The sequence below is a fragment of the Ruegeria sp. CDSC068 genome, from assembly GCF_059610545.1.
Genome location: NZ_JBXWNV010000005.1, coordinates 1 through 14,645, shown reverse-complemented (window position 1 = coordinate 14,645; position 14,645 = coordinate 1). Strand labels below are relative to the sequence as shown.

18 protein-coding genes and 1 tRNA gene are annotated in these 14,645 nt (G+C 58.5%); 9 read left to right on the top strand and 10 right to left on the bottom strand.

What is annotated here, in order from left to right; genetic code table 11:
* The 5 genes from AC2FID_RS11450 (at position 1) to AC2FID_RS11430 (ending at position 3,784) form a co-directional block, all read left to right on the top strand.
* Entirely contained in the window at positions 1-1,113 is a 1,113-nt protein-coding gene (locus AC2FID_RS11450) for an SPOR domain-containing protein (protein ID WP_496836893.1), read from the top strand.
* Complete coding sequence (gene nagZ, locus AC2FID_RS11445; protein ID WP_496836892.1) at positions 1,110-2,117, top strand: beta-N-acetylhexosaminidase; 1,008 nt, start codon at positions 1,110-1,112, stop codon at positions 2,115-2,117. Before AC2FID_RS11450 ends, nagZ begins: the two co-directional genes overlap by 4 nt.
* Positions 2,107-2,901 (top strand): segregation and condensation protein A, encoded by a 795-nt coding sequence (locus tag AC2FID_RS11440; RefSeq protein ID WP_058274503.1) that lies wholly within the window; start codon positions 2,107-2,109, stop codon positions 2,899-2,901. The genes nagZ and AC2FID_RS11440 overlap by 11 nt, the downstream gene beginning before the upstream one ends.
* The gene (gene scpB, locus AC2FID_RS11435) at positions 2,894-3,550 is read left to right on the top strand and encodes an SMC-Scp complex subunit ScpB (RefSeq protein WP_282151414.1); all 657 of its coding nucleotides are present in this window, start codon (positions 2,894-2,896) and stop codon (positions 3,548-3,550) included. The genes AC2FID_RS11440 and scpB overlap by 8 nt, the downstream gene beginning before the upstream one ends.
* A gap of 63 nt (positions 3,551-3,613) precedes the next feature.
* Positions 3,614-3,784, top strand: coding sequence for a hypothetical protein (locus AC2FID_RS11430; protein WP_158541293.1), 171 nt, complete (start codon positions 3,614-3,616; stop codon positions 3,782-3,784).
* A gap of 52 nt (positions 3,785-3,836) precedes the next feature.
* Here the strand turns inward: AC2FID_RS11430 and AC2FID_RS11425 are convergent, their stop codons facing one another.
* From AC2FID_RS11425 to AC2FID_RS11390, 8 genes are all read right to left on the bottom strand, one after another.
* Positions 3,837-4,916, bottom strand: coding sequence for a 2'-deoxycytidine 5'-triphosphate deaminase (locus tag AC2FID_RS11425; protein WP_496836890.1), 1,080 nt, complete (start codon positions 4,914-4,916; stop codon positions 3,837-3,839).
* A 61-nt stretch (positions 4,917-4,977) separates the two neighbouring features.
* Positions 4,978-5,054: transfer RNA gene (locus AC2FID_RS11420), tRNA-Pro, on the bottom strand.
* Positions 5,055-5,115: 61 nt separating this feature from the next.
* Entirely contained in the window at positions 5,116-5,757 is a 642-nt protein-coding gene (locus AC2FID_RS11415; protein ID WP_496836888.1) for a MerR family transcriptional regulator, read from the bottom strand.
* Between the two features lie 18 nt (positions 5,758-5,775).
* Positions 5,776-6,078 carry an integration host factor subunit alpha gene (ihfA, locus tag AC2FID_RS11410; protein ID WP_058274526.1) on the bottom strand — a complete coding sequence of 101 codons (303 nt, stop codon included), beginning with the start codon at positions 6,076-6,078 and terminating at the stop codon, positions 5,776-5,778.
* Positions 6,079-6,174: 96 nt separating this feature from the next.
* Positions 6,175-7,146, bottom strand: a complete 972-nt coding sequence (locus AC2FID_RS11405) for a beta-ketoacyl-ACP synthase III (RefSeq protein WP_472723933.1) — start codon at positions 7,144-7,146, stop codon at positions 6,175-6,177.
* 21 nt (positions 7,147-7,167) lie between these two features.
* The gene (gene plsX / locus AC2FID_RS11400) at positions 7,168-8,256 is read right to left on the bottom strand and encodes a phosphate acyltransferase PlsX (protein ID WP_058277573.1); all 1,089 of its coding nucleotides are present in this window, start codon (positions 8,254-8,256) and stop codon (positions 7,168-7,170) included.
* Positions 8,257-8,280: 24 nt separating this feature from the next.
* Entirely contained in the window at positions 8,281-8,487 is a 207-nt protein-coding gene (gene rpmF / locus AC2FID_RS11395) for a 50S ribosomal protein L32 (protein WP_037316137.1), read from the bottom strand.
* Between the two features lie 207 nt (positions 8,488-8,694).
* Entirely contained in the window at positions 8,695-9,231 is a 537-nt protein-coding gene (locus AC2FID_RS11390; RefSeq protein ID WP_058274498.1) for a YceD family protein, read from the bottom strand.
* Positions 9,232-9,315: 84 nt separating this feature from the next.
* Here AC2FID_RS11390 and AC2FID_RS11385 point away from each other — a divergent pair, with 84 nt between their 5' ends.
* From AC2FID_RS11385 to AC2FID_RS11375, 3 genes are all read left to right on the top strand, one after another.
* On the top strand, positions 9,316-9,789 hold the full coding sequence (locus AC2FID_RS11385; RefSeq protein WP_058274497.1) for an outer membrane protein assembly factor BamE: 474 nt from the start codon (positions 9,316-9,318) through the stop codon (positions 9,787-9,789).
* A gap of 98 nt (positions 9,790-9,887) precedes the next feature.
* A complete protein-coding gene (locus AC2FID_RS11380) occupies positions 9,888-10,622 on the top strand; it encodes a GNAT family N-acetyltransferase (RefSeq protein WP_058274496.1) in 735 nt (244 codons plus the stop codon).
* A gap of 67 nt (positions 10,623-10,689) precedes the next feature.
* Positions 10,690-12,498: an ABC-F family ATP-binding cassette domain-containing protein gene (locus AC2FID_RS11375; protein ID WP_496836885.1), complete on the top strand. Its 1,809-nt coding sequence runs from the start codon at positions 10,690-10,692 to the stop codon at positions 12,496-12,498.
* On the opposite strand, the gene AC2FID_RS11370 is transcribed toward AC2FID_RS11375, so the two are convergent.
* On the bottom strand, positions 12,495-13,046 hold the full coding sequence (locus tag AC2FID_RS11370; RefSeq protein WP_496836883.1) for a sugar O-acetyltransferase: 552 nt from the start codon (positions 13,044-13,046) through the stop codon (positions 12,495-12,497). The two genes, AC2FID_RS11375 and AC2FID_RS11370, sit on opposite strands and share 4 nt — an antisense overlap.
* Before the next feature lie 9 nt (positions 13,047-13,055).
* Positions 13,056-13,811: a 3-hydroxyacyl-CoA dehydrogenase gene (locus tag AC2FID_RS11365; RefSeq protein WP_282169407.1), complete on the bottom strand. Its 756-nt coding sequence runs from the start codon at positions 13,809-13,811 to the stop codon at positions 13,056-13,058.
* 241 nt (positions 13,812-14,052) lie between these two features.
* Between AC2FID_RS11365 and AC2FID_RS11360 the strand changes: the two genes are divergently transcribed.
* Positions 14,053-14,645: hypothetical protein (locus AC2FID_RS11360; protein WP_496836881.1), on the top strand; the 593-nt coding region annotated here is incomplete at its 3' end.

The following is a 14,645-nucleotide window of genomic DNA, read 5'->3' as shown; positions in this document are numbered from 1 at the left end:
ATGACCCGCGCGCCACTTTTTAAGGCGCAATCGGGCGGTGAGGCGGACATGGCAAGTTACGATTACTCGGGGCAGATGCGCCCTGAGGAGATGCATTACACGAATCAGCCTCATCCTGAGGATGGGTATGAGTATCCCGACGACTCCTATGGTTATGAACAGGCTCCGCGAGGGGCAGGGCTGGGCCGTATCGTCAACGTCATGGGCGCAGTAGCGTCGCTGGCATTGGTCGCCGGGATCGGCGTCTGGGGCTTCAAACTGGTGATGCGCGACGTTAGTGGCGTGCCTGTTGTTCGCGCCATCGAGGGGCCAATGCGCATTCAGCCGGAAAACCCCGGCGGCACCCCGGCCGATCACCAGGGTCTGGCCGTCAATGCCGTGGCAGCCGTTGGAACGGCAGCGCCACCAGCAGATCGCTTGATCCTCGCGCCGCGCCCGGTTTCGCTGACAGACGAAGATACGCCTGTTGAACCGCTGAAGCCGACGCAGGCCGTGCATGTCGTCGAAGAAGAGATCTCGGATCAAGAGGCCGCGCAGCTGCGCCAGAATACAGTCGATGCCCTGGTTGCAGAATTGGCCGGTGGGGCGGCGAAAACGGATGACCCGGCAGAGCAGGGCGTACAACTCGCCTCGTTGGCACTGCCCGAGGAAGAGCCCGCCATTGATCCTGCTGATCTGGCCGCACAATTACCGGACCCGGAACTGGCGGCACTGCCCGGTGTTCGCCGGTCCCTGCGTCCGTCCACGCGGCCAGCCCGAGCGACGCCAAGCGGGATTTCATCCAACAGCAGTACCGAAGCTGCGATCAACGCCGCTGTCAAAGCCGCCGTTGGCGTTGACGTGGATCCGAATACCCTGTCCAAAGGCACGCGCATGGCCCAGCTGGGTGCGTATGAAAGCTCGGATGTGGCCCGTGCGGAATGGGATCGCATGAATGGCCGTTTTGGTGAGTATATGGCTGGAAAACAACGTGTTATCCAGAAAACCTCAAGCGGCGGGCGGACATTCTATCGTCTGCGTGTTCTTGGGTTTGATGACCTGAGCGACTCGCGTCAGTTCTGTGCCGCTCTGGTCGCACAAGGTGCAGACTGTATCCCGGTTGCCGTTCGGTGACATTCGGAGCTGCGATCACCGATGCCGAAGGGCTGCGCCTGACGTCAGAGGAAAAGAGACTATTCCAGCAGATGAACCCATTCGGGTTCATTTTGTTTGCGCGCAACATAGATACAGCTGAACAAGTTCGTGCCCTATGCGATGACTTTCGCGATGCCGTAGGGCGCAATTGCCCTATCACCATCGACCAGGAAGGTGGCCGTGTGCAGCGTCTGCGCGCGCCATTGGCACGCGAATGGATGCCGCCCCTGGATCATGCGGGCCGCGCCGGGGATCAGGCGGAACGCGCCATGTATCTGCGGTATCGATTGATCGCAAAAGAGCTGTTCGAGCTTGGCATTGACAGCAACTGCGCCCCGATGGTCGATTTGGCGCGCGACGATACCCATGCGTTTTTGAAGAACCGCTGTTATGGCTCTGATCCCAATCGGGTTTCAACTCTTGGGCGCGCTGTTGCCAAAGGCCATCTGGATGGGGGTGTTTTGCCGGTGCTTAAGCACATGCCGGGGCATGGATTGGCAACGCTGGACAGCCACCATGACCTGCCGCATGTGGACCTGACACAGGACCAGCTTGAGCAAGCGGATTTCGAACCGTTTCGGGCGCTGAACGATCTGCCGATGGGGATGACGGCGCATCTGGTCTATGACCGGATTGATCCGCAACCAGCTACGATTTCATCTGCGATGATCGGGCTGATCCGCGATAAAATCGGTTTTGACGGTCTAATCATGACCGACGATATCTCGATGAAAGCGCTGAGTGGCGCGCCCGAAGACATTGCGCGTCAGTCACTGGCCGCAGGGTGCGACGTGGTTCTACACTGTAACGGAACGTTTGACGCGCGTGCCAAGGTGCTGGAAACAGCCGGAGAAATGACCGCGCAAGCGCAAAAGCGCGCGGAAAGGGCGTTGTCGATGCGACAGAAGCCTGTGGAACTTGACATCCAAGCGGCCGAAGCGGAACTATCTGCCCTAATGGGCGGGCAGGTATATGAACGATAATCTCTTTAGCGAAGACCCGGCCTCGGTCGCGGATCGTCTTGCGGCAGAGGCGTTGATTGTTGATGTCGACGGGTTCGAAGGTCCGTTGGATGTATTGTTGACCCTGTCGCGAACCCAAAAGGTCGACCTGCGGAAAATCTCGGTTCTCGCGCTTGCGCAGCAGTATCTGTCCTTTGTGGAAAAGGCGCGCGCGCTGCGGATTGAACTGGCGGCGGACTATCTGGTAATGGCCGCCTGGCTGGCCTTCCTTAAATCCCGGCTTTTGTTGCCACCGGATCCGGATGACGAAGGCCCCTCGGGCGAGGAACTGGCCGCTCACCTGGCGTTCCAGTTGGAACGCCTGCAGGCCATGCGCGACTCTGCCGCGCGTCTCATGGCCCGTGATCAACTGGGGCGCGATTTCTTCAAACGCGGGCAGGGTGAGGATATCACCCGTATCCGCACCGTGACTTACTCTGCCACGCTGTTGGATCTGATGCAGGGATACGCCCGTATCCGAACTCGTGACGAGTTCCGCCCCTTTGTTATGGACCGCGATTCAGTGTTCACAATGGAACAAGCGCTAGAGCGGATGCGCCCGCTGATCGGGTTTGCCGGGGCTTGGACGGATATGGAATCCTATCTGCCCGAGGGCTGGGACGCTGACCCGGTGCGTCGCCGCTCGGCCACTGCAGCGACCTTTGCTGCCTCGCTTGAGCTGGTGAAAGAAGGACATATGGAGATGAAGCAAACCGAGACGTTTGCACCGATCCATTTGCGCAAAAGGACTGACACACGTGACTGACGAACCGCAAGACGAAGGCACCGGCACTCTGTTCGAAGCGCCACCCTTGGCGGAACAGGAGCGCATGGTCGAGGCTGTGCTGTTCGCCAGTTCCGAGCCAGTGACGATCGCCGACCTTGAGGCGCGGATGCCCCATGGCAGCGACGCGGCGCAAGCGGTTGAAATTTTGCAGAAACGGTATGAAGGCCGGGGTGTCCGCGTTGTCCGCGTGGGTGAGGCTTGGGCTATTCGCACCGCCCCCGATCTGGGTTTTCTGATGCAAAAGGAAACGGTTGAAACCCGCAAGTTGAGCCGCGCAGCGATCGAAACGCTGGCCATTGTCGCCTATCATCAGCCCTGCACGCGGGCCGAGATCGAGGAGATCCGGGGCGTCTCGGTCTCGCGCGGTACAATCGACCAACTGTTGGAAATGGAGTGGATCCGTCTGGGCCGTCGCCGGATGACACCCGGCCGTCCGGTCACCTTTGTTGTGACGCCACAGTTTCTGGATCATTTCGGGTTGGAAAACGCCCGCGATCTTCCGGGGCTCAAGGAATTGCGGGCTGCTGGGTTGCTGGAAAACCGGCCGCCCCCGGGCACGATGCCGTTGGGCGAAGGGCGTGATGACAGCGAAGATGAGGACCAGACCGAGCTGTTCGAGGAAGAGTGATAACTTGGCCCTTTTGTTGCCGTTGGAATCACCTATGTTGTGGCCAATCTGAGGAGTTGAGCAATGAATATGAATCGCATCATCGACATGATCATCCGCCAGATCATGCGGCGGGTCGTCAACAAAGGAATCGACAAGGGTTTTGATGTGGCGGGCCGGATGGGAAAGCCGAAACAAAGATCGGCTGTGCCTCATGACTCGGGTACAAATGACGACAGCAATCGTCAAGCCTAGCAGGTAAGCCCGGCGCAGCACGTAGTCCGAACGTGCGCCGGTTCATGTAATGTTAACCAACAGCCTTGAAGTGTTTGGACAATTTCAGCCCCTGTCCCTGATAGTTTGAAGCGATACTTGCTCCATAAAGCTGTGTAGGCATTTCGGCCATCTTCTCATAGACCAGCCTCCCGACGACCTGCCCATGTTCCAGAACAAATGGGGCTTCGTGGCAGCGTACTTCCAGCACGCCGCGTGATCCCGCTCCGCCCGCCGCGGCGTGACCGAAGCCAGGGTCAAAAAATCCGGCATAGTGCACCCGGAATTCGCCTACCATTGCAAGGTAGGGGGCCATTTCAGCCGCATACATGGGGGGAATATGGACCGCCTCGCGGCTGACCAGGATATAGAATGCGCCGGGGTCCAGGATTATACGGCCATCGGTGGTGCGCACCTCTTCCCAGTATTCTTGCGGGTCATATTCCCCAATCCGGTCCAGATCGATCACACCGGTATGCGGTTTGGCCCGATAGCCAACCAGATCAGTGTCGGGCAATTGCAGGTCGACCGAGAATCCCAGCCCATCCTGAATGACCGCCGGTCCGTCGACCAGTGGCGAGTCGTTGTGCAATGCGGTCAGTTCCGCGTCGCTGAGCATTGCCTGACCCTGACGAAAGCGAATCTGGTTCAGCCGCATGCCTGGTCTCACCAGAACCGAGAATGAGCGTGGACAGATCTCGGCAAAAAGCGGCCCGTTATAGCCTGCCGGTACCCGGTCAAACTCGGTGCCACCATCGGTGATTGTGCGGGTCAGAAGATCCAGCCGCCCTGTCGAGCTTTTGGCATTTGCCACCGCGCTGGTATCGGCGGGCAGGGCCAGCGATTCCATCAGCGGCACCAGATAGACGCAGCCTTTTTCCAGAACGGCTCCGTCGGTGATGTCGATGCGGTGCATCTCAAACTCGGCCAGACGATCCGCGACCGTGCGTCCTTCGCCGGATAGAAATGAGGCGCGAACCCGGTAAGCAACTGTACCTAAACGTAAATCAAGGCTAGCGGGTTGGATTTGTGCCGGGATAACCTCGGGGCTGGCGGTGATCTCACCGCGACCGATCATCGCCTCGATCTGTTGGTTTGGGCATACACCTATCATTTCGATCCCCTCTGTTGCCAGAGCGGGATCTGGCCTGTCTGCCATAAACGTCGGTGTGATTTGGTCGGGCTAGCAGGACTCGAACCTGCGACCTTCCGTCCCCCAGACGGACGCGCTACCAGGCTGCGCCATAGCCCGACGTTGAGGTGTTCATAAAGACTTTCCCGGCGGGGGCAAGAGGAAATCATCGCCTTTTTTCTTATCCTGCCGACCGGTTCTCAATTCGGTTGATGACAGCGCGCAAGTCCTTGGCGATTGGTGCAATCCGACGCAAAAGATCGTCGTCAAACTCGGTCCGTTCCCACGCTTGTGTGGCGATGCCGCCCATCAGGGGGGCTTCATCCAGATACTCGGGCGCAGGCTGTGATGGCTCTGCTTGTGGTTGCTGCGGGGCAGGCGGGGGCGTTTCGGCCTGAGGGGCTTGTTCAGCCGGAGCGGTTGCCTCGGCTACCGGGGCCGGTTCGCCCAGATCCAGATCAATCTGATCGCTGGGCGTGGCAGGCTTGGCGGAAAAGGGCACGACAACGGTATCATCTGCCGGGGCGCTTTCAGGCGCGGCGGGCTCATCCAGGCTGGGCGACAGCGAGGAAACATAGGCCACGCCTTGTTCACGCAGGATGCGTTGGACGCCTTTTATGGTGATCCCGTCCTCGTGCAGCAGCTTTTTGATACCACCCAAAAGGCGCATATCATTTGGCCGGTAATACCTGCGGCCACCCGCGCGTTTGACGGGTTTGACTTGGTTAAAACGGCTTTCCCAGAAGCGCAGGACATGAGCCTGAACGCCTAACCAGTCCGCAACTTCACTTATTGTGCGAAAGGCGTCGGGGGACTTGCTCATGACCGTTCCGTCCCGAATTTACTTGCGATTCCCTGCGGCGACGCGATCCTTCATCAGGTGCGACGGGCGGAATGTCAGGACACGTCGAGGCTGAATTGGCACCTCTTCGCCGGTTTTGGGATTACGGCCGATGCGCGCGGTTTTGTCCCGAACACTGAACGTACCAAACGATGAAATCTTGACCTGTTCACCTTGGACCAGTGCGTCCGACATGTGGTTCAAGACGCTTTCGACAAGCTGCGCACTTTCATTACGTGAAAGGCCAACCTCGCGGAAAACAGCCTCGCTCAGATCCATTCGCGTCAGTGTTTTTTCGCCCATACCATTTCCCCTGTTGATATCAGAGAATATGGTGATGGCAAATTCGCTGTCAATATCAATGAATTGCACGAGGCTGTGTAAGCCGTTTTGCGCCGGTTACCAGCGCAGAACCACTGCGCCCCATGCCAGGCCGCCGCCGATAGCCTCGGTCACGATCAGATCCCCGGTCTTGATCTGGCCCCGTTGTTTGCCCACTGACAGGGCCAGGGGAATCGATGCGGCGGACGTGTTGCCGTGATCCTGAACTGTCACGACAACGTTTTCCATCGGCAGGCCCATTTTCTTGGCAGTGCCCTGAATGATGCGGATGTTGGCTTGGTGCGGCACGATCCAATCGACGTCCGCGTTGGTCAGACCGGCACGCCCCAAGGCGGTTTCAGCGGTCTTCGCCAGCTTTTCGACCGCGTGGCGGAACACCTGATTGCCCTGCATTCTTAGATGCCCGGTCGATTGAGTCGACACGCCGCCGTCGACATAGAGCAAATCCTTGTAGCGCCCGTCAGAATTCAGGTCGGTCGACAGAATGCCGCGATCCTGCGCGGTTCCTTCGCTGTCCTGCAGTTCAAGAATCAACGCGCCGGCACCGTCGCCAAACAGCACGCAAGTGGACCGATCAGTCCAATCCATGATGCGCGAAAACGTCTCGGCGCCGATGACCAGCACACGTTTGGCCTGACCGGACACGATCAAAGCGTTGGCGTTGCTGAGGGCAAAGACAAAGCCCGCACAGACGGCTTGCACGTCAAACGCAAATCCGTGGGTCATGCCCAGGCGCGCTTGAACCATTGTCGCGGCAGAGGGGAAAGTCAGGTCAGCTGTAGATGTCGCCAGGATGATGGCGTCGATATCCTCGGCCTTCAGGCCAGCATCGGCCAGGGCGGCCAAGGCAGCGTTGGTCGCCAGATCGGACGTGGTTTCACCATCAGCGGCAAAGTGGCGGCGTTCGATTCCCGAGCGAGCTTTGATCCACTCGTCCGACGTATCTAGCGTCTTTTCAAATTCGGAATTCGGAACGATGCGCTCTGGCAAATAGTGTCCGACACCTACAACAACTGAACGGCCTGCCATTTGGGGGTACTGCCTTTATTGTTATTCGCCCGCCTTTGGCGGTACGTGCGCGGCATCTTGTGCAAGCTGGGCTGTCGATGCAACCCGTGCCGCCAATTTTTCGGCGAAACCGGACTCGGCCAGGGTAAAGGCCAGTTTGATCGCTGCCGAAACTCCGGTGGCATCTGCGCCACCATGTGATTTGACCACGGTTCCGTTGAGGCCAAGAAAGACACCGCCATTCACTTGGCGTGGGTCGATGCGTTTCTTCAACCGTTGCAGCGAGGTGATGGCCAGAACCGATGCGAGCCGGGACAGGGGGGAATATTTGAAGGCCTCGCGCAGCAGGTCACCGATCAGGCTGGCCGTGCCTTCGCCGGTTTTGATTGCGACGTTTCCGGTAAAGCCATCGGTAACAATGACATCCGCCTTGTCACCGGGAATGTCGCTGCCCTCCACGAAGCCTGCGAAGTCAAAATTCGCCTGCTCTGCGAATTCCGAGATCATCGCGTGGGCTTCTTTCAGTTCGGCCCGGCCTTTGTGTTCTTCGGTGCCAACATTCAGCAAACCGATCCGGGGCCGATCCAGTGCCATGCCGTTGCGGGCATAAGACGCCCCCATCAATGCATATTGCAGCAGATCCTTGGCGTCGGCCCGCACATCGGCGCCGACATCCAGCATCACGTTAAAGCCCTGAGGGTTGCGCGAGGGCCACAGAATCGCAATTGCCGGGCGGTTTACACCCGGCAATTTGCGCAAACGCATCATCGACAGCGCCATCAGTGCGCCGGTATTGCCACAGGAAACAGCCCCGTGGGCTTCGCCTTTGCGCACTGTTTCCAGCGTCGACCACATCGATGTCTGCTTGCCGCTGCGGACGACCTGGCTAGGTTTGTCCTCCATCGTGACCACGTCGGGGCAATCACGAAAAACGACGCGTCCCTGCAGGACACGCCGTTTGGCGACAAGTTTGCGCAACTTTTGCTCGGGCCCGTGCAGAACGAAGGCGATATCGGGGTTCTTGTTTGCCGATTTGGCAATGCCCGCAACAACAGTCGCGGGCCCCGAATCTCCGCCCATAGCGTCAACCGAGATGGTAATCCGTCCGGCTTGCGTGGGCTGTTCCGTCATGCCTTGGCCTACGAGTTATGAGGCTTAGGCCGCGTCTTCGTCCAGGTCGATTTCGTCGGCCTGAGCGACGACTTCACGGTCATCATAATGGCCGCAGGACGCGCAGACGTGGTGCGGGCGCTTCAGTTCGCCACAGTTTGCGCATTCGTTCGGGTTTGCAGCAACCAGAGCGTCATGTGCGCGGCGATTGTTGCGGCGCGACTTGGAAACTTTGTTCTGTTGGACAGCCATGGTCTCAACCTTTGTCTATTAAGGGTCAGCAGATTCGCTGCTGGCCGGGGTTTCATTCTTCGTTTTTCTAGTGGTTTGACGCGCGTTTAGGGGACGGGCCCCGCAATGTCCAACCCAAATTCCGTTGAGCGCGCGAAAATACTGCGATTCTCGGCATGTTCAAGCGATTTTTCTGGAGGCCTGCTATGACAGGAAAACAGACCTATGTCACTCGTCTTTTTTCAAAGCATCGCGCAAATTCGCCAGTCCGGCGAACGGCTTTGCGTCTTCGTCCGTCATCGCCTGTTTGCCCGGCTCAGTATAGCCGGCCTGTTCCAATTCTGCGCCGTCCTTCCGTGGGTATTGGGGCAGGGCAAGCGACAGCGCCTCAATCATCACCGATGCGGGGTCAATTTCCGCGCCCAGTGCTTCGGTCTCATCGCCTTCGGGGATTTCGAATTCAGGCTCGTCGGGGTTTTGCCAGTCTTTCAGATAGACCCGTGACACAGGGATATCGATGCGCGTGGTTACGGGTTCAAGCGTCACGACACAGGGTTGAATCACCGTCGCCCCCAGTTTTCCGGCAAGAATCCAATCGCGTTTGCCTTGTGCCCTTACGTCACCCACAAAGCTGAGCTTGCGCAGGCCCAACAATCCCAGTTCGGTTTTGATCGCGTCCAGGCCCTTGCTATCGGGGCGCAGATCAAACGGCGTGGGCGCGTTTTGGGGCAGGTCGGCCACCCGCAGAGATGTATTAGTCGTCATTCGTGACCCTTTCGTGTGTTGAACCGGGGCTGCGGTTTATGTAATCGGATAGGGTCCGCAAGGTCCCAAGGCAAGAGGATGTAAATGTTGAAGGTTGTGAACAGGTTGAAACCGGCGTCCAAAAGGCTTGTCTTTGCGGCCTGTTTGGTTGCGGCTGGCGCTTGCACGCCAATCTTCAAGAATCACGGATACGTCCCGCCGGCTGACCAACTGGCTGAGATCAAAGTGGGCGTCGATACCCGCGACAGCGTTGTTGAAACTATCGGAGCGCCCAGCTCTGCCGGGCTGGTGAAGGATTCGGGTTTTTACTATGTCCGCTCTCGCGTGCGCCATTACGGCCCTAAGCGCCCCGAAGTGGTGTCGCGCGAACTGGTTGCGATCAGCTTTGACCAGCGTGGCGTTGTGCGGAATATCGAACGTTTTGGTCTTGAGGATGGATATGTGGTGGTACTGGACCGCCGCGTGACCGAATCCAGCGTTCAGAACCGTGGCTTCCTGCGCCAGCTGTTGGGCAATATCGGCAACTTCAACCCTGCGAACATTCCGGGCGCGAATTAAGTCTGCGCCGCCTCTTGCTACGGTCACAGGACAGTCACATGTTCTGTGGTAGAACCGCTGCAACATGAAGCAGGTCAGCAACCGCGGAGGATGCGACCATGGCATTATTGCTGGGCAAGGGCAGATACCGGGCTCGTTTGGCGCAGTCACCACAGGATGTGGAGGCGGCGCAGAAACTGCGAACTCTGGCATTTGGGACGGATCAGATTGACCGGGATGAATTTGATACGGTCTGCGCGCATATCCTTGTTGAAGATTCGCGCTCCGATGGACGGCTGGTGTGTTGTTTCAGAATGCTGACAATGGAGCACGGGGCCGAGGTTGACCGCAGTTATTCTGCCCAGTTCTATGATCTGTCTGCCCTCAAAGGGTTCGACGGCCGCATGGTCGAAATGGGCCGTTTCTGCATTCACCCGGAATGGACAGACCCGGATATCCTGCGGGTCGCCTGGGGTGCGATGACCAATTACGTGGACCAGAACAACGTCAAGATGTTGTTCGGCTGTTCATCCTTTGCAGGAACCGAAACTGTCGAGTATCTGGACGCCTTTGCCATGTTGAAGCAACGGCATCTGGCGCCAAAGCGTTGGTTGCCGCGGGTCAAGGCCCCTGATGTATTCAAGTTTGCCTCTCGCCTGCGGCGTAGGCCCGATGTGAAAAAGGCTATGTTGCGGATGCCTCCATTGTTGCGCACCTATCTGATGATGGGCGGCTGGGTCAGTGATCATGCGGTTGTGGATCGGCATATGAATACGCTGCATGTATTCACCGGGCTTGAGATCGGGGCGATCCCCCCGGCCCGAAAACGGTTGCTGCGCGCAGTGGTCCGGTAGTTTGAGTATTTTCGAAAAGGTGAAACAGGGGCGTTGACGCTTTGTGTCCACCGGTTTAGCTGGCGGCATGGCGAGAATTCCTTTGTTGCAGATGTCCGGCATTTCCCTGACTTTCGGGGGCGATCCGGTGTTTTCGGGGCTGGACCTAGTGGTTCAGCCGGGCGACCGAGTTGCGTTGGTTGGGCGAAACGGGTCGGGAAAGTCGACCCTGATGAAAGTCATGGCCGGTCTAGTCGAGCCTGATCAGGGTGATATCGTGGTGCCGCCCGGAAAATCTGTTGGCTACATGGAGCAGGACCCCGGCATGGAAGGGTTTGCGACCTTGGGCGATTATGCGTCCAGCGAGTTGGAGCCGGGTGAGCTGTACAAGGTCGAACGCGCGGGCGAGGGGTTGAAGTTCGATCCCTCCCGCCCGATTGAAACCGCTTCGGGTGGCGAGCGTCGCAGGGCCGCATTGGCCAAGCTGATGGCCGAAGCGCCGGACCTGATGCTGCTGGACGAGCCGACGAACCATCTGGATATCGAAGCGATTGCCTGGCTGGAACGCGAACTGGGATCGACCCGCGCAGCCTTCGTTCTGATTTCACATGACCGTGCGTTTTTGCGCGCTTTGACCCGCGCGACGTTGTGGATCGACCGCGGCATGGTACGGCGGCAGGAACAAGGGTTTGAGGCTTTTGAAACCTGGCGCGACAAGATTTGGGAAGAAGAGGATCAACAGCGTCACAAGCTGAATCGTCTGATCAAGTCTGAAGCCAAATGGGCGGTCGAAGGTATCAGTGCACGGCGCAAGCGAAATCAAGGCCGGGTGCGGGCTTTGCAGGCCTTACGCGCTGAAAAGGCCGCGCAGATCAAACGTCAGGGATCAGCGGCAATGTCGCTGGAAGGCGGGCCAAAGTCTGGGCGAAAAGTGATTGAAGCCAAGGGGTTATCCAAGTCTTTTGGCGCGCAGCAGATCGTTCGGAACTTTGATCTGTTGGCACAACGTGGGGATCGGGTTGCCTTTGTCGGACCGAATGGTGTGGGCAAGACAACCCTGCTCAAGATGTTGCTGGGTAAGGAACAGCCCGACGAAGGAACAGTGACGCTGGGCACCAATCTTGAGATCGCGGTTTTCGACCAGGCTCGCGCGCAGCTGGATCCCGAAATGACCCTGTGGGACAGCCTGACCGGCGATCCCGAGATGCGGGTCTCGGGCAAGGCGGATCAGGTGATGGTTGGGGGTCAACCCAAACACGTGGTCGGATATCTCAAGGAATTCCTGTTCGATGATGCGCAGGCAAGAGCGGCCGTTAAGTCATTGTCAGGTGGCGAAAAAGCGCGTTTGCTGTTGGCGAAACTGATGGCCAAGTCCTCGAACCTTTTAGTGCTGGACGAACCGACCAACGATCTGGACGTTGAAACGCTGGACCTGTTGCAGGAACTGCTGGACGACTATGACGGCACCGTCCTGCTGGTCAGCCACGATCGGGATTTTCTGGACCGAGTTGCCACCACAACGATTGCGATGGAGGGCAATGGCCGCGCGACCGTCTATGCGGGCGGATGGTCGGACTACATCGCGCAACGGGGTGACGTTGCAGAAAAGAAAGCTGAAAAAGCAAAGACTTCGAAGTCAAAGCAAAAGCATGAAGCGCAGCCGAAATCCGGGCTATCTTTCTCGGATAAGCATCGGCTTGAGAAGTTGCCTGCCGAGATTGCCCGCCTAGAGGCCGAAATCGGCAAGCTGGAAGAGCTTATGTCCGATCCCCAGCTGTTCACCCGTGAACCAGTCAAGTTCCAGAAGGCGACTGAGGCGCTGGTCGAACGGCAAGAGAAACTGGCCGCCGCCGAAGAAGAGTGGTTGGTGCTTGAGGAAAAGGCCGAAGGCGCCTAGCGGCGCGTCAATGGTCGGGCAGGGTTGCCGACAACCGTTTCCCCGGCCGCGACGTCTTTGGTCACAACGCTGCCTGCGCCAATAATGGCGTTGTCGCCGATGGTGACGCCGGGCATCACGATGGCACCTCCGCCAACCCAGACGTTTCGGCCAATGGTCACCGGTATCCCGATTTCCAAACCTTGTGCGCGTTCTGCCGGGTCTTTGGCGTGCTGAGCACAGTAGATCTGGGCATGCGGGCCGAACATCGAGTCATCACCGATCTGAACCTGTGCGGTATCCAGAATGACACAACCCGTGTTGAAATAGACCCGCGCGCCGAGGTGGATGTTAAGCCCGTAGGCGCAATGAAACGGAGCCTCAAGTAAGCAATCCGGCCCGACGCGAGCGAACAACGCCAGCAACTCGGGTGCTATGGCACCACGGGCATCAGGCAGGCAGGTGTTATGTGCGTGGACTGCGTGCCGGGCACGGGTACGCAGTGCCTCAAGTTCCGGGTCCAGGCAGTTATACCACTGCCCGGACTGCATCTTTTCCCGCTCTGTCATGGGACAGGCTTAACGCATACGAAGGGCGCCGTCGATGCGGATGACTTCCCCGTTCAAGTAACCCATCTCGACAATGAAACCGGCCAACCGCCCGTATTCTTTCGGATCACCCAGACGTGCAGGGTTTGGGACATCTGCCGCCAGTTGTTGTTGAACCTCTTCGGGCAGACCGGCCAGCATCGGTGTCATGAAAATCCCCGGAGCGATGGTCATAACGCGAACGCCGGTTGAGGCCAGATCGCGCGCCATTGGCAGCGTCATTCCCACGACACCGCCTTTCGAGGCTGCATAGGCCGCCTGTCCTTTTTGTCCGTCGAAGGCTGCGATTGAGGCCGTGTTGATGATTACTCCACGCGCGCCGTCCGGTTCGGGTTCGTTCTTAGCCATTTCAGCTGCGGCCAGGCGCGAGACATTGAACGTTCCCACAAGATTGATGTCGATTGTGCGCTGAAACGCGTCCAGGGGGTGGGGACCATCCTTGCCGACTGTCTTGATCCCATAGGCGATCCCGGCGCAGTTCACCGCGACCGTGATGCGGCCCATCTTGTCCTTTGCTTGCTCAATTGCCGACGCGACTGAGGTTTCGTCTGTCACATCCGTTTCTGTAAAATGCCCACCGATCTCTGCGGCCACTTTTGGGCCGCGCTCAGCGTCGCGGTCCAGAAGCGTCACCTGCGCGCCCTGTTCTGCGAAATAGCGGGCGGTTGCCTCGCCCAGACCTGACGCGCCGCCAGTTATGATTGCCGCGGATGTCGATAGTTGCATCACGGATACCTCTCCAAAATTTTGACACTTTTCTGCCACTTTTGATGTGGCGGTCCTAATAGATGTTGTATATTTGGCCTATCGGACCGTCACAACTGGTGTTGTGCCCGAGTTTAATGAGTGGTGGTGAGCCAAAGTTAACGCATCTTCAGCGGATATTTATCCGCACTTCATTTGCGGCTCCCACTTGGTAATCGAAGACCCTGACGCACTTGGGTGTTAAGGCGCAAGGAGCTAAATGATGCGAATTAAACTGAAATCTAGCGTTTCGGCTTTGGTGGCCTCTCCGTTTGTTGGGGCGCTTTTGGTGACCACAGCGCAAGCTGCATCTGGGGTTTGCGACGCACGCACAGCACGGATCGCAGCAAATGCAGGAGACTACCAAACACTGTGTGATTGCACTCAGGTGACCCCGAGTTTCCTGAACCGGCTGCAGAAGCACTCCGATTTCGATTCGATACTGGCTGCAACTGGTCAACAGTGCCCCGGTTTGGCCGCATTGTTGACGGATTTTTCAACTGGAACGATCGCGGCGGTGACCTCGAATGGCGAAGATCGTGATTCCAGCCAGTCATCTGGGAGCGGTTCCAATTCCAGCGGTGAGAATGGTTCGGGCGGCGAATCTTCTGGAGGAGGTAGCTCCTCTGGCGGCGGGTCTGGTGGCGGAGCGCCAGGCGGTCCCGGCGGAGCACCAGGTGGCCCAGGTGGTGGAAATGGCGGCGGCAATGGCGGCGGAGACGGCGGCGGCAGCGGCGGTGGAGACGGCGGCGGCAGCGGCGGTGGAGACGGCGGCGGCAGCGGCGGTGGAGACGGCGGCGGCAGCGGCGGTGGAGA

Bases quoted from the DNA above. Each gene is read 5' to 3' on its own strand.
- AC2FID_RS11450 (WP_496836893.1), top strand. From the start codon at position 1: ATGACCCGCGCGCCACTTTTTAAGGCGCAATCGGGCGGTGAGGCGGAC.
- AC2FID_RS11440 (WP_058274503.1), top strand. From the start codon at position 2,107: ATGAACGATAATCTCTTTAGCGAAGACCCGGCCTCGGTCGCGGATCGT.
- AC2FID_RS11430 (WP_158541293.1), top strand. From the start codon at position 3,614: ATGAATATGAATCGCATCATCGACATGATCATCCGCCAGATCATGCGG.
- AC2FID_RS11425 (WP_496836890.1), bottom strand. From the start codon at position 4,916: ATGATAGGTGTATGCCCAAACCAACAGATCGAGGCGATGATCGGTCGC.
- AC2FID_RS11415 (WP_496836888.1), bottom strand. From the start codon at position 5,757: ATGAGCAAGTCCCCCGACGCCTTTCGCACAATAAGTGAAGTTGCGGAC.
- ihfA (WP_058274526.1), bottom strand. From the start codon at position 6,078: ATGGGCGAAAAAACACTGACGCGAATGGATCTGAGCGAGGCTGTTTTC.
- AC2FID_RS11405 (WP_472723933.1), bottom strand. From the start codon at position 7,146: ATGGCAGGCCGTTCAGTTGTTGTAGGTGTCGGACACTATTTGCCAGAG.
- plsX (WP_058277573.1), bottom strand. From the start codon at position 8,256: ATGACGGAACAGCCCACGCAAGCCGGACGGATTACCATCTCGGTTGAC.
- rpmF (WP_037316137.1), bottom strand. From the start codon at position 8,487: ATGGCTGTCCAACAGAACAAAGTTTCCAAGTCGCGCCGCAACAATCGC.
- AC2FID_RS11390 (WP_058274498.1), bottom strand. From the start codon at position 9,231: ATGACGACTAATACATCTCTGCGGGTGGCCGACCTGCCCCAAAACGCG.
- AC2FID_RS11385 (WP_058274497.1), top strand. From the start codon at position 9,316: ATGTTGAAGGTTGTGAACAGGTTGAAACCGGCGTCCAAAAGGCTTGTC.
- AC2FID_RS11380 (WP_058274496.1), top strand. From the start codon at position 9,888: ATGGCATTATTGCTGGGCAAGGGCAGATACCGGGCTCGTTTGGCGCAG.
- AC2FID_RS11375 (WP_496836885.1), top strand. From the start codon at position 10,690: ATGGCGAGAATTCCTTTGTTGCAGATGTCCGGCATTTCCCTGACTTTC.
- AC2FID_RS11370 (WP_496836883.1), bottom strand. From the start codon at position 13,046: ATGACAGAGCGGGAAAAGATGCAGTCCGGGCAGTGGTATAACTGCCTG.
- AC2FID_RS11365 (WP_282169407.1), bottom strand. From the start codon at position 13,811: ATGCAACTATCGACATCCGCGGCAATCATAACTGGCGGCGCGTCAGGT.